Raw genomic sequence first — 13,249 nt, forward strand, 5'->3', positions numbered from 1 at the left:
ATTCTACTTCTATTTTTCATTTTTTTAAAGTGGAATTTAACTTTTCACTTTAGCAGCATATTTTCATATTTTTTCATATTTCTGAAATCGCCTACATAATAATTGTATATACATTTATAAATATGGTATAATCGATATGTAAGAGGTAAAAAAATGTCAAAGAATCCAAAATATATAAAAATAATGAGTGATTTAGAATCGCAAATCAAAAACAACGAATTAAAGCCTGGTGATCAAATTCCAACAGAAAAAAATCTATGTGAAATGTATAATGCGTCTAGAATGACTGTTAATAAAGCTATTATGATGTTATGTGAAAAACGTCTCGTTGAAAGAATTGCTGGAAAAGGCTCATTTGTGAAAGATTATCGAACAATAAAAAATTTACAGCTTGGATCTACTGGAAGTTTTACAGAAGATATGATTTCGACTGGCAAAGTACCCGGAGCAAAACTAATTGGATATAAACTTGTTAAAGGCAAAGAAGTTCCTCATGTAAGAGATGCTTTAAAACTATCAGATGAAGACTTTATCCACTATTTTGTACGTCTTAGAACCGGTGATAATATTCCAATAGCAATTAGTTATACTTATCTATCAACGCATATCATTCCATCTCTAGACATCCAGGTCTTAGAAAACTCTCTTTACAAATATATAAAGAAGCTTGGGTATCAAATTCAAGGTATTGATGCACAATATTCAGCTGTTATGCCAACAAAAAAACAAAAAGAGTTATTAAAGGTTGACAATATAGCTCTTTTTAAAAGTCAACATGTTACTTTTTTATCAGATGGAACTCCTTTCGAATATATTTCTACCTATTATCGAGGGGATCAATACACATATTCATTAAAAACAATCTTTAAAGATAATTAAATAACAATTCTCATTTAATGGATTATTTTTATGTGTAATTAAAAAACTGTGGGGATTTCTCAAGCTATAAATAATCCAGGGGTAGCAGCTCCTGGATTTTACTTTTGGCTGTTAATTTTTTTGGGGTATTTTCTTGATGTCTATTTTGTTATTTCCATAAATCATTTATCATACTCTTAAGGTCAAAAAAATTATAGAAAGAAAAATGGATAAACATCTAACTTTGGCAGGCGAGATGTTTATCCAGTCCATAAGAACACGATGATAATAATAAAACTTTCAAACAAAATCAAGTATATTTCTCAAATTCAATATGATAAAATCGTTTTTTTGAATTTTAATCATCTTTAATACCCAAACTGTCATTCCAATGGTTTAATCATTCATGCCTACTATGACCGCCATATCGATATCTTTGATTGAAATCACACCATCAGGGTATTAAGACTCAAATATCCTTCCTGTAATTCTACCCACGCTGTCTTAATTGAAGACATGGTCCTTACTCTGTTGCTTCTTTTGATATCATCTTTGATATTTTAAACAATGATGATTTTTTATCATCTCTCACACCTTTTTTATGTGCGTTATGAATGTTTCAAAAGTTATTTTAACACTTTCCTTTTAAAATTTCTTTTATCTTTAAAATAACACCATCATTTTCATTACTATCAATAACTTGATAAGCAACCTCTTTAACAGGTGGCATGGCATTAGCCATCGCATAACCATATTTTACTGTTTGTAACATTTCATAATCATTCATTTGATCGCCAAAGGCTCCTGCTTCTTCTGGTTTAATATTTAAGATTTCTAAAAGCTGCGTTAATGTTGTTCCTTTATTAACATCTTTGTAAAAGATATCAAACCATACATTACCTGTTGTTACTAATTTAAGATGTGGTTTTAATTGCTTTTGAATTTTTTCAATTCTTTGTTCCATTTGATCATCAAAACTAGCAATAGAGAATTTTAAGATATCATCTTCAATATCATCATAGCTTTCTACAAATTGAACATTTTTCATAAATAATGAAATAAAGTCTTTTTTATTTTCAAAATTTTTAGAAATATAAGCATGTTTATCTCCAGAAACAACAAGCATACATTCTTGATCTTCTTTTAAAATATCTAGAACTTCTTGAGCATCTTGTTTTTCTAAAGCTTTTTTATAAAGTGTTTTCCCTTGATAAACTATCTTTGTACCATTTTCACAAAGATAATAAAGATCATTTTTGATTTCTTCATCAAATTTACAGGCTAGTGCTTCATATTGATTACCTGATGCAATGACAAATTGTATATCTTGTTTTAACATTTGTTTATATAAATCATTAAATTCTTCACTATAGGATTTATCATCTCTTAGAAATGTTCCATCCATATCTGTTGCTAGTAACTTCATTTTAACCTCTATTTATACATTTTTCTTTTAATTCGCGTTATTTCTTATATTGGTCTCTTAATCCGTCAAGTTTTTTACTTCCAATTCGTGCATGAAATTGTGGATCTTTTGGAATATCTGGATTAATTCCCAAATCTTGTGGTGCTAAACAAGCTAAAACTTGCATTGGAATAATGTATTCCCAAGGAGAAAATAATGGATCTTCAACAAATTCAACAATGCAATCATTTTTATTTTGGTTTTCAATCTCTTCTGGTGATGCAATCAAATAATTATGAGGTGTCCATTCTTTTAATATTTCTATAAGTTTCAAAGTACGTGGTTTATAATCACCTTTAGAAGCAAGATAAAAGATATGTGCACTTTCTGTAATAGAATTGTAAATTCCATGGAAAAATTCTTCAATATCATATCCTGTTACACCTTGGCGCACAGTTTCTAAAACTTTTAAAGCACCTTCTAAAACATCTGCATAATTACCATCATATCCTACAACGATAATTCTTTTTGCCGGTAAGAACTCATCTTTGATTCTTCCATACCATTTTGTAGCTGCATCTACAACTAATGGCATATTATGAATTACATTAAACATTCTTTCTTTATAGAGTTTGAATTTTTCTTCTTTTAAAATTCCTTTAATAATAGCAAGTTCACTTAGCATCATCATCAACGTTACGGTTGTTCCAGCATATCCTTTAGTTTTTGCACCGCATTTTTCATTTCCAACTTCAATTCTTGTTTGAGTTTGTGCATGTTCAAAAATCAAAGCAGTAGGATTTTCTGAAACAGATGCTGTCATCAAGCCTCGTTTTGAAGCTGCATCTAATCCCTCAACTGTCGATAAACTTTGTCCACCTTGTGACATACCAATGACTAATGTATTTTTATTAAATACTTTTTCACTTCTAGAAAATTGTGTAGGATACATACAAAAAACTTTTATATTTAAGATTTCTTCTAAATAATTTTTTGCAGATAATCCAGCATGATATGATGTTCCAGAACCAATCACATAGATTTGATCAATCTTTTTATCCTTATATTCATTTACAAATTCTTGAACTATTTCTTTTCTATTATTAATAATATATGTTAGAACATCCGGTGTTTCACATATATAATCATACATATTTGTTTTCATTATAAAATACCAAAGAAAGATAATACAATACCAAGGATTAAGATTCCCCATAATAATGTAGTACTTTTCATTCCTTTTTCTAATAATGCATAAATAATAAATGTAAATCCTAATGGTAAGAAACCTTTAATAATACCATCAAAAATATCTTGTAAAACAATTTTTGTTCCATTTAGTTTAAATACAAATGGTGTTGTAATTGCAACCATGGAAGCACACATAGATCCAACTACAATAAGACCAAGTATTTTAGCAACTTCAGTTAATACTGCAACCATACCACCTTCATTCATACTTGCTAAAAATCCAACTCCACTTTTATAACCAATTTTCAATCCAAAATAACGAACAATCAAATGTGGAACATTATAAATCAATAAGAATAAGATAGCTCCTAAAATGCTTCCTTTAGCAGCTAGACTTGTCCCAATACCTGCACCAATAATTCTAAATGTTCCCCAGAAAAAAGAATCACCAATTCCAGCAAGCGGACCCATCAAAGCAGCTTTTACAGCATTAATTGATTCCTCATCAACTTCTTCGCCTTTATCTTTAGCTTTTTTAAATTTTTCTTCCATGGCAATTGCCGCACCAGCAATAAAACTGACAACTGCAGGAGTCGTATTAAAAATAGCTAAATGTCTTTTTAAAGCATCTGAAATATCTTTTTTATTCTTATATAACTTTTTTAATGCTGGAATCATCATGTAAGCAAAACCAACATTTTGCATACGTTCAAAACAAAAACATGCTTGCAAAGGAAATGTTCGCCAAAATGTTTTTCTATATACATCTGGTGTCATAACCGTATCTTGAGTTTCGAGTTCTTTATTTTCCATTATAATTCTCCTCCTAAATCATCAGAGATCATATCAACAGAATTGTTATGATTCTTATTAGAGATTGTATATTGATAAATTGTATAAGCTATTGCAGTTCCAACAACAGCTGCTCCCACTGTATTAACAGAGAATAATGCTGTCATCGCCCATCCAATAAAGAAAAATGCCGCATTTTTCTTATCAAATAATAATTGCATTAAAATTGCAATACCTAAAGCTGGTAACATACCACTTGCTGCATTTAACCCATCTGTGACAAATTGAGGAATCATTTTAACAAATGCACCAATAACTGAAGATCCTAAAAATGCGCCTAAAAATACTAATAAGAAATAACTTACAAAAAATAAAATTGCGCCTCCCCATAAAGCTTTATCAATTCCAGAAAAATCCGCATTTTCAGCAGCTTTATCTGCCATATGTACAAAATAACCATTAGCAGTTCTTACAAAAATACCCACCAATTGTCCTAATGTAGCAATCGGTAAAGCTAAAGCAACCGCTGCTGAGACATCTAACTTAGATACAATTGCAAATGCTGTTGCCAAAATTGCACCAGAAACTGTATCAGGTGGTGTAGCAGAACCAATTCCAACAATTCCCATCATAATTAATTCTAACGAACCGCCAACAATAATCCCTGTTTTAAAATCACCTAAAATCAAACCTACAATTGGACCTAATACTAATGGACGATCTAACATCCACATACCGCCAATTCTACTATCCCATATTCCAATACCACCTAACAAACCAAGTAGTAAAGCATGAACTATACTCATTATTATTCCCCTTTCTATTTATTAAATTTATCTTTAATTTCTTCTGTACTTAATTTTTGGGAAGTAGGAACAGATTGCATAAAAACATGATATCCTTCTTTTTCAAGTTCATCCATAACATGAATATCATTTTTACTCATATATGAATTCATATCTATTTGTTTTTTACCCTCTCCATTTCTAAGTCCACCTAATAAAATATCTTTAATTGCTCCATTAGTTTGTTCACACACAAATTTTGCATCATTCAAATCTTTAGTAATGACCATAATTTTACGCATTGCATGTTTTGGATTATTAATAACATTAACCGCTCCTTGTAAAGATTTCATTGAAAGTGTTACTCCTGATGGTGTAGCTAATCTAAATGCAACTTGCATATCTTTATCAGTAATTAAATGATTATTAGCTACTAAAATAACATCCACCTTATAATGGCGTGTCCAAGATACAGCAACTTGTCCATGTAATAACCTATCATCTACTCTTAATACTTCTATCATTTTTTATCCCCCTTTTATAAATCATCATCGTCTGATAATTCATCATTACAACTTATAACATCATTAACTAAATAGATTCCCTTTTGTGATTCTTCAATCGCATCTCTAATTTTATTTTTATTATCTTCATCATCTTGTGAAAGTGATAAAAAAGATAAACTCATTACTAATCCTAAATTCATGCCAGTTACAACATAAAGCAACTTGTTATCTGAAATTCTTTGAATAGCTGTTTGTGTTGTACTTCCTCCAGGAATATCAGTAACAACAATAACTGGTTGATTATCATCAAACGATTGAATCATTACATCTAAGTTATTTTTAATTTCTTGAATATTTTGATCCAATAAAATATTTAAAACTTTAAAATGATTTTCTCCAATAATAAGTTTACAAGAATCTGCTAATCCTGTTGCCAGTTGTCCATGCGAAAACAAAATAATGTTTGCCATTTAATTCACCTATCCTTCTTTTAAATAACTATTCATTTTAAAATGAAATTGTGGATCACTTGGTATATTACAATCAATCCCTAAATCTAATGAAAGTTTTCTAGCTAGTACTTGCATTGGAACAATGTATTGCAATACAGCAAATTCTTGATCATCTGTAAACGGAAAAACTAAATCCTTTGAATTATTTGTGTTTTCATGTGTAATCAAGAAATTGTGACTATGTCTTTCTTCTTCAAAATATCTTTTCAATCTTAGAATACGATCATAATATTGACCCTTTGAGCATACATATAACATATAAGTATCTTCATCAATACAATGATAAATACCATGCATAAACTCTTCTAACTCAAAACCTTGAACACTATATCGCACTGCTTCACAAATTTTTAATGTTCCTTCCATCATATCCGCTAAACAATTATCATAACCAATGACATATAAACGACGGCATTTCATTAAATCATTTCTATTTTGTAAATACCATTTTGACGTAGCTTCAGCAATATCTGGAATTGCATCCGCACTTGCTTGCATTCTTCTTAAATAATCATCAAATTCATCTTGTGTGATTTTTTCTTGCCTTAACGCAACCTTTAAAGCAAAAATCATAAATGTTACAATTGATCCAATATACCCTTTTGTTTTTGGGCCTGCTTTTTCTTCCCCGATATCAACATATAGTTTTACATCACCATGATGTTCAACCGGTCTTCCTTTTTCAGCAGTCATCGCAATTGTTCCAAAACCATTTGCCTTTGCTTTATCCAACCCCGCAATTGTTGATGCCGACATTCCCGCATGTGAAAGTCCCATAACTAAAGTATTTTTGTTGAAAATTCTTTCATCTTTAAATACAATAGGATATGAAGCAAATACTTTCATTTGTAATACTTTTTCCATTAAATTTTTTGCAGCTAATGCAGCATGATAAGATGTACCAGATCCTATCACATAAATTTGTTCATAGTTGCCATTAAAAAAGTATTCAATAGCATCATGAAAGATTTCTTCATGGTTAGAAATAATATTTCTAACCGCTTTTTTTGATTCTAATATGTATTGATACATATCTCCGTAATCTCTTTTCATTCCGTTTCCCCTTTCTTATTTGTATATACATTTTATTATACATATATACATATATCAATGCTTTTTATTAAATTAATAATTATTTATCATAGAATATACTTTTTATTGATATTTTCATTCAAAAAGCGCTTACAAATTTTATCATTAATATTTACTTTTCACTAATAAATATTGACTCTCAGATAAAAAAGTACAATACATTAAACAGATAATTTTATCTAAAAAAATAATCATTTAGTATTGTTATTGAGGATAAGTTTCATTGAAAAGGAGAAGAATATGAATAAAAGAAAATTAGTTTTAGAAGCATTACTTGCATTATCCTTAACTACACTTTTATCTACAGTTGTTTATGCAGAAAAAACACATCAACCAGAAGGAAATACTGTAATTTCAGAGAAAGATAAGCCTTCTATTACTTTAGTTATGGATAAATGGACTGGAGAAAATGATATTGTTTTAAATGTTCAATCAAAAAAGAACACAACAATTAAATTATCGGAAATGTATGTTTGGGATGATTCAGCATCTTTAGGTGGAATTTATGTAGAACCCAAAATTGATCTTGACGAAAACGGAAACGGTACAATTACTTTCAAAAATGATGATTTAAAAAATGTAAAAACATTAATCGGTTCTAATGACCCACTCGATTGGACAAAAATCAAACAAATTGAAATGTGGTTTAATTTTTGTCTAGATGAAACAGAAATCTATACCTCTAAATCTGCATATATTCCTGTAGAGATTTCAAAAACACCATCTCCAGTAGAAACAGAAAAGCCAAAAACAACTGAAACAGTAAAAAAAGAAACAAAAGTCACTACTAAAAACACACAATCCAAGGCTGTAAAAACAGGTGATAATACAAATATTACCCTTTATACTTCACTACTTATTATAAGTGTTATTGTTGTTTCAGGAACAATTGTTTTACGAAAAAAGAAAAGTTAATTTAATCAAAAGAATCCTATAAACAGTAAATCCAGAAGAAAAAAACTTCTGGATTTATTAATTAATAATTATCTTTTTCATTAAGCACTTTTTCATGATAAAGTGCTTTTAAAATACCCTCTTGATCAAAATTATCGGTAATATAAGTTGCCTTTTCTTTTAAAACATCTACTGCATTACCCATCGCAATGCCATGTCCTACTTCTCTAAACATCGCTTGATCATTATAACCATCGCCAAATGCATAAGCATTATCCTTATCAATATGGAAATAATCTAATAGATAGGCAATCGCACTACCTTTATCAAATTCAATTGTTGAACAATCACAAGAACCCATTCCGCCATGATCATTAATAATTAAATCTTCTTTAAAGATTTCAACCATTGTTTGGTAATGTTCTTGACTTTGATAAAACATATCAAACGTATAAAAATCTCCTTCTAAAGAATCCACAAGATGTTCAATACCATATTCCTTTTCTAAATCAACTTCTTGTTTTTGATCTAAATGATATTTTAAAGCTTTATCATCACTAACAAACATCGCCCCTAGTTTTCCTTGATCAAGTTTATGTACATAATAATCTAATTGTTTCTTAGTAAAAGCTCTACTATAAAGCTTCTTTCCTTCATAAAGAATATAACGTCCATTACAACTAATAATTCCACTAACAAGATCACCAAATAAACGTTTGGCATAAAATGGAGCTCTTCCCGTACAAATAAACGTCTTATATCCTTTTTCTTTTAATAAATGCAGTGCTTTTAAATTTGATTCTGTAATAACACCATGTTGTCCTAGTGTCCCGTCAATGTCAAAAAATAATATCTTATCCATACCTATTCTCCTTGAAAATGATACATCATAATACTTCCTGCCACAGCCACATTTAATGATTCAATGGTTGTAATTGGAATATAGGCAATTTGATCACAAATGTCGATAATCTCTTTTTCCATCCCATTCCCTTCATTTCCTAAAACATAGGCCATCTTTTCTTGTTTTTTAATTTCATGAATAGGTCTTCCATTTTCTAAAGCACTGCCTACAACACAGACACCTTTTTCTTTTAAAGCAGGAATAATTTTTTTTAAATCCCCATAAAGACAAGAAAGATGGAAGTGTGCTCCTTGCATTGATCGCAGTAATTTATCATTATAAAGATCCACACATTCATTAGATAAAATCACTTGATCTATGCCAAAAGCAAGTGCTGTACGAATAAGTGTTCCAATATTTCCAGGATCTTGTAGATAATCTAAAATCAAATATCTTTTCCCATCAACTAATTTCTTATCTTTTTGAATAAAACATCTTGCCATAATAGGTTGAGGTGTTTTAGTAGAAGCAAGTTTTTCCATAATTTCTTTAGATACTACTAAATTTTCTACACCTAAATCAACCGGTTCAGTTGAAATAATCAAATCTGTTTGTTTAGCTTTGATTGCTTCCTCTACTAAATGATTTGTTTCTACTAAATAATAATCTTTTCGATATTTCTTTTGTTTTAATTTTAATAATTCTTTAACCGTTTTATTTTGCATTGACGTAATCATATACCCACATCCTTTAATAATCTTTCTCTTTCTTTATAATCTGGCATTCTTTTTTCTATTTCATGATAGAATGCTTTTGAATGATTTGCTTCAAGAAAATGACAAAGTTCATGAACAATAACATAATCAATTAAAGCATAATCAATATGTGCTAATACTAAATTAAAGCACACTCTATTTTTTTGATAAAAACAAGCACCCCATCTTCTTTTCATTTTCTTAATTTGAATTTCAGGAAAAGCATGATGAAAGCTCGTACTTAAATAAAAATCTATTCTTTCTTTTAAATAATTCATCAATTCTTGTTTTAAAAACATTTCAATGGTTGCTTGGATATTTTTTGAATAAACATAGATTTGACGATCATGAATGGCACATTTTTTGATATTCATATCTTTTAAAATAATTTGATATTTTTGATTAAACAAATAAACATAACCATCTTCTTGATAGTTATATTTAGGAACATATCCTTTTATTTGTTCAAGTATTTCTTCTTGATGATTTCTAATCAATTTTTCTATTTCACTTTGAGGAAACAGCGGTGAACAACGAATTACCACTTCTCCTTTTTCTACTCTTAAGTAACAATTCTTAATTCTTTTATAATGAATTTTATAAACAATTTCTTGTTGATCTAAAATAATTATTTTAGTTTCTACCATGTATATTTTTCTCCTTTTTGGGTCACTCTTTTTAAGGAGTGATAAAATGGATATTCGACAAGCTATATTTCAAAGACTACATGCTTGTTCAAGTAGTGAACTTAAAGAGATTATTGAAAGTGGTATTGCTTCTAAAGAAGAAACCGTCTTACCAGGGCTTGGTGTTCTTTTTGAAACTTATTATAATTCTTTAAGCTCAAAAGATGAATTACTTGACAGTCTTAGTCATTTATTAAAATAGACTCTTAGAGTCTATTTTTATATATTTGTTTCAGTGAACGTAAAATCATAAATCCAAACATCAAATAGGCATCTATATGAAATAATGTTGGCAATTGAACAATTTGTATAATAACAAGTAAAATAGCCATGATTACATACATCATCCATGAGATTGAATAATTATGTTCATGATACATAAATTTTAATGTTTGATGATGATTTTCATCATACCAATCATTAATGATTTTAAACAATTCAAAAAGCAAATAATTAAAAATCCATAATAAGCAAAAATACATTAATGTAAAAATATTATTAAAAAAGATGTATGGTATTGTTGCTGGAAAGGATATTTGATAATAATTTGATAAATCCAAACTAAATGTAAAAAGTGTAATTAAAAAAGTCATGATTCCATTTCTTGCAAGATATAAAACAATAAAATCTTTTTTTAATTTTAAGTATCTTTCTTTATTCATACAAACCACCATTTTCCTTTGAAAAGTTTAATTTGAAAACATAACTTTTTTGACTTTGATCTTTTGATAAAATAATAACAACACTTAATTTTTTCTTTTTTAAAGATCCTTGATTTAAATCATGATTATATGTTTGATAGATTTTTTGATTAACAATTTCTTTAGTCTTTCCATTTATTTTTTTAAATACAACATAATTCTTATCATTTTTATCATTTAATTTATTACTTTTTAAATAACGATATTCTAATGAAATATTTGGATATTTCTTCAATAAATCTTCATCTGTAGACGTTAAATACCCAAGCCTCATAAAATCATCACTGACACATGCATTTTCTACTTTAAATGTTTTTGAAGAACATGCTAATTTTTCAACTTGTTTTAATTTTAAAGTATGTTGATAAACCATCTTTTGGTTATCATCTTTGATGATTAACTGAACATTTTTGATTTCTTTTATATTTTTTAAATCTTCCTTATTTTCTAAAGAATAACTTCCACCCTCTAAATATTTTAAAGAATAATCAATATGTTGTTTTCTATTTATTTGAATTATGACATCAATATCTTGTCCGTCTACAAGAGAATCGATTTTTCCTAAAACAAGTGTCCCATCTCCACAATGATAATTTGATTGATCTTTATAAAGCTCATAATCCTGTAAAGTAAAGCCTTGATGATTTAATGATAAAAAATAATCATAATACGTTTTTGTATTATATGTATGAAAAGAAAAATTATCATACATTGTTAGTAAAGAAACAAAAACGATTATCAGGCATAAACATGTAATAATTAAATTTGATTTATGTTTTTGATCCATATTTTCTCACCACAACTATTATACACAATAGTTTTGTTTTTACCAAATATGACATAATATGATATGATTTAAAAAAGGAGGATTTCTCATGGAAAAAGAAATATTATTAAAAGAAATAGAAAATACAAATCATTTAAATGAGCTTTACCAGTTATGGAATGAATTTAAAGCTTATCTTGAAAATCAACCAAGTTTATTGGAACTTGGTCAACTCTTTGGATTTAATTATCATCTTCAAGAAAAATTCAATCAATTAAGTCAACTTTTTATTCAAGAAAAGAAATACCAAGAAAGTATAGAATTTCATCAAGACTTTATGAATTATTTTAAAGATGATAAATATCTTTGCCCTTTTTATAAAAACTTAGCTTTATCTTATTTTTATCAAGATAATGATCAAGGAATTTCATATTTTCAAGAATTACTTGAACGTTACCCTTATGATTATGAAATTATGGATGCTTATTTTTCATGTCTTTATAAACAAAATAACTTACAAGAATTAAAAAATATGATTCAAAAACATTTACCTCTATCTATCGAATATAATATTGAAACAGAAAATATTATTCATCATGTCATTGAGCTTTTTAAAGCAATAAATGAAGAAGAACTTGCTTTACAATATGCTCAAATTGAAAAGCAACAAAATGATTTTGGTAAGAAAAAACCAACAAAAGTCATCAAAGTGGGGCGTAATGATCCTTGTCCTTGTGGAAGTGGTAAAAAATATAAAAAATGTTGTGGTAAATAATGAAGAAATTCTTTCTTATTTTCATACCGATCATTTTGATTCTTACTTACATTTTTTATCAAAATAATCTTTTACCTCATCCAAAATATACAAATGATGATTTTGGTATTCAAACTTATAAAAGCATAAATGATCAAGATCATGATGGTATTGACGATCAAAGTGATATTGTACAAAACGTTAGAAAATATATTGAAACAAAACCTCTATACAAAAGTAAGTATTATCAAGGTGGTTACCCAACAGACCATTATGGAGTATGTAGTGATGTTGTCGCTTTTGGCTTATTGAATACAGGTTATGATCTACAAATTCTTGTAGATCAAGATATTAGAGAAAATCCTCAAAGTTATCAAGTTGAACATCCAGATAAAAATATTGATTTTCGTCGAGTAAGAAATTTAAATGTTTATTTTAAAAGACACGCCCTATCTTTGACTCTCGATATTTATGATTTAGATAAGTGGCAAGGTGGCGATATTGTTATCTTTAAAAAACATATTGGTATTGTTTCTAATTATCGAAATAAAAAGGGAATCACTTTCGTGATTCACCATGCTTATCCTCATCAACTTTATTATGAAGAAGATATTTTAGAAAAAAGAAATGACATTATTGGTCATTATCGTATTGGGTAACCAAATAATTTAGGGGGAAAGCCAAATTATTTAGGGGACAACTTTAGGG

At 28.3% G+C, this 13,249-nt stretch carries 17 protein-coding genes; 5 read left to right on the plus strand and 12 right to left on the minus strand.

What is annotated here, in order from left to right:
- Positions 1-153: 153 nt before the first annotated feature.
- On the plus strand, positions 154-879 hold the full coding sequence (locus HUU89_RS13585; RefSeq protein WP_175302048.1) for a GntR family transcriptional regulator: 726 nt from the start codon (positions 154-156) through the stop codon (positions 877-879).
- Between the two features lie 610 nt (positions 880-1,489).
- Here the strand turns inward: HUU89_RS13585 and HUU89_RS13590 are convergent.
- From HUU89_RS13590 to HUU89_RS13620, 7 genes are read right to left on the minus strand one after another with little or no spacing between them, the layout of a single operon-like run.
- On the minus strand, positions 1,490-2,284 hold the full coding sequence (locus HUU89_RS13590; RefSeq protein ID WP_175302049.1) for an HAD family hydrolase: 795 nt from the start codon (positions 2,282-2,284) through the stop codon (positions 1,490-1,492).
- Positions 2,285-2,321: 37 nt separating this feature from the next.
- Positions 2,322-3,416 carry an SIS domain-containing protein gene (locus HUU89_RS13595; protein ID WP_117347874.1) on the minus strand — a complete coding sequence of 365 codons (1,095 nt, stop codon included), beginning with the start codon at positions 3,414-3,416 and terminating at the stop codon, positions 2,322-2,324.
- An 11-nt stretch (positions 3,417-3,427) separates the two neighbouring features.
- Positions 3,428-4,267, minus strand: coding sequence for a PTS system mannose/fructose/sorbose family transporter subunit IID (locus tag HUU89_RS13600; protein ID WP_227392499.1), 840 nt, complete (start codon positions 4,265-4,267; stop codon positions 3,428-3,430).
- On the minus strand, positions 4,267-5,052 hold the full coding sequence (locus tag HUU89_RS13605) for a PTS mannose/fructose/sorbose/N-acetylgalactosamine transporter subunit IIC (RefSeq protein WP_117347332.1): 786 nt from the start codon (positions 5,050-5,052) through the stop codon (positions 4,267-4,269). The genes HUU89_RS13600 and HUU89_RS13605 overlap by 1 nt, the downstream gene beginning before the upstream one ends.
- A gap of 14 nt (positions 5,053-5,066) precedes the next feature.
- Positions 5,067-5,555 (minus strand): PTS sugar transporter subunit IIB, encoded by a 489-nt coding sequence (locus tag HUU89_RS13610; RefSeq protein WP_117347333.1) that lies wholly within the window; start codon positions 5,553-5,555, stop codon positions 5,067-5,069.
- 14 nt (positions 5,556-5,569) lie between these two features.
- Positions 5,570-6,007 carry a PTS sugar transporter subunit IIA gene (locus HUU89_RS13615; RefSeq protein ID WP_117347334.1) on the minus strand — a complete coding sequence of 146 codons (438 nt, stop codon included), beginning with the start codon at positions 6,005-6,007 and terminating at the stop codon, positions 5,570-5,572.
- Between the two features lie 9 nt (positions 6,008-6,016).
- Positions 6,017-7,102 carry an SIS domain-containing protein gene (locus HUU89_RS13620; protein ID WP_117347335.1) on the minus strand — a complete coding sequence of 362 codons (1,086 nt, stop codon included), beginning with the start codon at positions 7,100-7,102 and terminating at the stop codon, positions 6,017-6,019.
- A gap of 279 nt (positions 7,103-7,381) precedes the next feature.
- Here HUU89_RS13620 and HUU89_RS13625 point away from each other — a divergent pair, with 279 nt between their 5' ends.
- Positions 7,382-8,056 carry a hypothetical protein gene (locus tag HUU89_RS13625; RefSeq protein WP_175302047.1) on the plus strand — a complete coding sequence of 225 codons (675 nt, stop codon included), beginning with the start codon at positions 7,382-7,384 and terminating at the stop codon, positions 8,054-8,056.
- Positions 8,057-8,117: 61 nt separating this feature from the next.
- Here HUU89_RS13625 and HUU89_RS13630 read toward each other — a convergent pair whose 3' ends face one another.
- From HUU89_RS13630 to HUU89_RS13640, 3 genes are read right to left on the minus strand one after another with little or no spacing between them, the layout of a single operon-like run.
- The gene (locus HUU89_RS13630; RefSeq protein WP_175302050.1) at positions 8,118-8,897 is read right to left on the minus strand and encodes an HAD family hydrolase; all 780 of its coding nucleotides are present in this window, start codon (positions 8,895-8,897) and stop codon (positions 8,118-8,120) included.
- A gap of 2 nt (positions 8,898-8,899) precedes the next feature.
- Positions 8,900-9,616 (minus strand): TrmH family RNA methyltransferase, encoded by a 717-nt coding sequence (locus HUU89_RS13635; protein WP_175302051.1) that lies wholly within the window; start codon positions 9,614-9,616, stop codon positions 8,900-8,902.
- On the minus strand, positions 9,613-10,281 hold the full coding sequence (locus HUU89_RS13640) for a M48 family metallopeptidase (protein WP_147579683.1): 669 nt from the start codon (positions 10,279-10,281) through the stop codon (positions 9,613-9,615). The genes HUU89_RS13635 and HUU89_RS13640 overlap by 4 nt, the downstream gene beginning before the upstream one ends.
- Positions 10,282-10,327: 46 nt before the next feature.
- Here HUU89_RS13640 and sspI point away from each other — a divergent pair, with 46 nt between their 5' ends.
- Positions 10,328-10,522: a small acid-soluble spore protein SspI gene (gene sspI / locus HUU89_RS13645; protein ID WP_022001886.1), complete on the plus strand. Its 195-nt coding sequence runs from the start codon at positions 10,328-10,330 to the stop codon at positions 10,520-10,522.
- A 4-nt stretch (positions 10,523-10,526) separates the two neighbouring features.
- Here sspI and HUU89_RS13650 read toward each other — a convergent pair whose 3' ends face one another.
- Together HUU89_RS13650 and HUU89_RS13655 are read right to left on the minus strand one after the other, a co-directional pair.
- A complete protein-coding gene (locus HUU89_RS13650) occupies positions 10,527-10,982 on the minus strand; it encodes a hypothetical protein (RefSeq protein WP_032091698.1) in 456 nt (151 codons plus the stop codon).
- Complete coding sequence (locus tag HUU89_RS13655; RefSeq protein WP_119362900.1) at positions 10,975-11,808, minus strand: hypothetical protein; 834 nt, start codon at positions 11,806-11,808, stop codon at positions 10,975-10,977. The genes HUU89_RS13650 and HUU89_RS13655 overlap by 8 nt, the downstream gene beginning before the upstream one ends.
- Positions 11,809-11,896: 88 nt before the next feature.
- Between HUU89_RS13655 and HUU89_RS15345 the strand changes: the two genes are divergently transcribed.
- Together HUU89_RS15345 and HUU89_RS13665 are read left to right on the plus strand one after the other, a co-directional pair.
- Positions 11,897-12,562, plus strand: a complete 666-nt coding sequence (locus tag HUU89_RS15345) for a tetratricopeptide repeat protein (protein WP_234697824.1) — start codon at positions 11,897-11,899, stop codon at positions 12,560-12,562.
- Positions 12,562-13,200 (plus strand): DUF1287 domain-containing protein, encoded by a 639-nt coding sequence (locus HUU89_RS13665; RefSeq protein WP_175302052.1) that lies wholly within the window; start codon positions 12,562-12,564, stop codon positions 13,198-13,200. Before HUU89_RS15345 ends, HUU89_RS13665 begins: the two co-directional genes overlap by 1 nt.
- Positions 13,201-13,249: the final 49 nt, after the last annotated feature.

It is taken from the genome of Faecalibacillus sp. H12 (assembly GCF_013361255.1).
In the GTDB taxonomy this organism is placed as follows: domain Bacteria; phylum Bacillota_I; class Bacilli_A; order Erysipelotrichales; family Coprobacillaceae; genus Faecalibacillus; species Faecalibacillus intestinalis.

Excerpts from the sequence above, each read along its gene's own strand:
- HUU89_RS13635 (WP_175302051.1), bottom strand. The coding sequence starts at position 9,616 with ATGATTACGTCAATGCAAAATAAAACGGTTAAAGAATTATTAAAATTA.
- HUU89_RS13605 (WP_117347332.1), bottom strand. The coding sequence starts at position 5,052 with ATGAGTATAGTTCATGCTTTACTACTTGGTTTGTTAGGTGGTATTGGA.
- HUU89_RS13650 (WP_032091698.1), bottom strand. The coding sequence starts at position 10,982 with ATGAATAAAGAAAGATACTTAAAATTAAAAAAAGATTTTATTGTTTTA.
- HUU89_RS13665 (WP_175302052.1), top strand. The coding sequence starts at position 12,562 with ATGAAGAAATTCTTTCTTATTTTCATACCGATCATTTTGATTCTTACT.
- HUU89_RS13630 (WP_175302050.1), bottom strand. The coding sequence starts at position 8,897 with ATGGATAAGATATTATTTTTTGACATTGACGGGACACTAGGACAACAT.
- HUU89_RS13595 (WP_117347874.1), bottom strand. The coding sequence starts at position 3,416 with ATGTATGATTATATATGTGAAACACCGGATGTTCTAACATATATTATT.
- HUU89_RS13600 (WP_227392499.1), bottom strand. The coding sequence starts at position 4,267 with ATGGAAAATAAAGAACTCGAAACTCAAGATACGGTTATGACACCAGAT.
- HUU89_RS13610 (WP_117347333.1), bottom strand. The coding sequence starts at position 5,555 with ATGATAGAAGTATTAAGAGTAGATGATAGGTTATTACATGGACAAGTT.
- HUU89_RS13585 (WP_175302048.1), top strand. The coding sequence starts at position 154 with ATGTCAAAGAATCCAAAATATATAAAAATAATGAGTGATTTAGAATCG.
- HUU89_RS13590 (WP_175302049.1), bottom strand. The coding sequence starts at position 2,284 with ATGAAGTTACTAGCAACAGATATGGATGGAACATTTCTAAGAGATGAT.
- sspI (WP_022001886.1), top strand. The coding sequence starts at position 10,328 with ATGGATATTCGACAAGCTATATTTCAAAGACTACATGCTTGTTCAAGT.
- HUU89_RS13640 (WP_147579683.1), bottom strand. The coding sequence starts at position 10,281 with ATGGTAGAAACTAAAATAATTATTTTAGATCAACAAGAAATTGTTTAT.
- HUU89_RS13615 (WP_117347334.1), bottom strand. The coding sequence starts at position 6,007 with ATGGCAAACATTATTTTGTTTTCGCATGGACAACTGGCAACAGGATTA.
- HUU89_RS15345 (WP_234697824.1), top strand. The coding sequence starts at position 11,897 with ATGGAAAAAGAAATATTATTAAAAGAAATAGAAAATACAAATCATTTA.
- HUU89_RS13625 (WP_175302047.1), top strand. The coding sequence starts at position 7,382 with ATGAATAAAAGAAAATTAGTTTTAGAAGCATTACTTGCATTATCCTTA.
- HUU89_RS13655 (WP_119362900.1), bottom strand. The coding sequence starts at position 11,808 with ATGGATCAAAAACATAAATCAAATTTAATTATTACATGTTTATGCCTG.
- HUU89_RS13620 (WP_117347335.1), bottom strand. The coding sequence starts at position 7,102 with ATGAAAAGAGATTACGGAGATATGTATCAATACATATTAGAATCAAAA.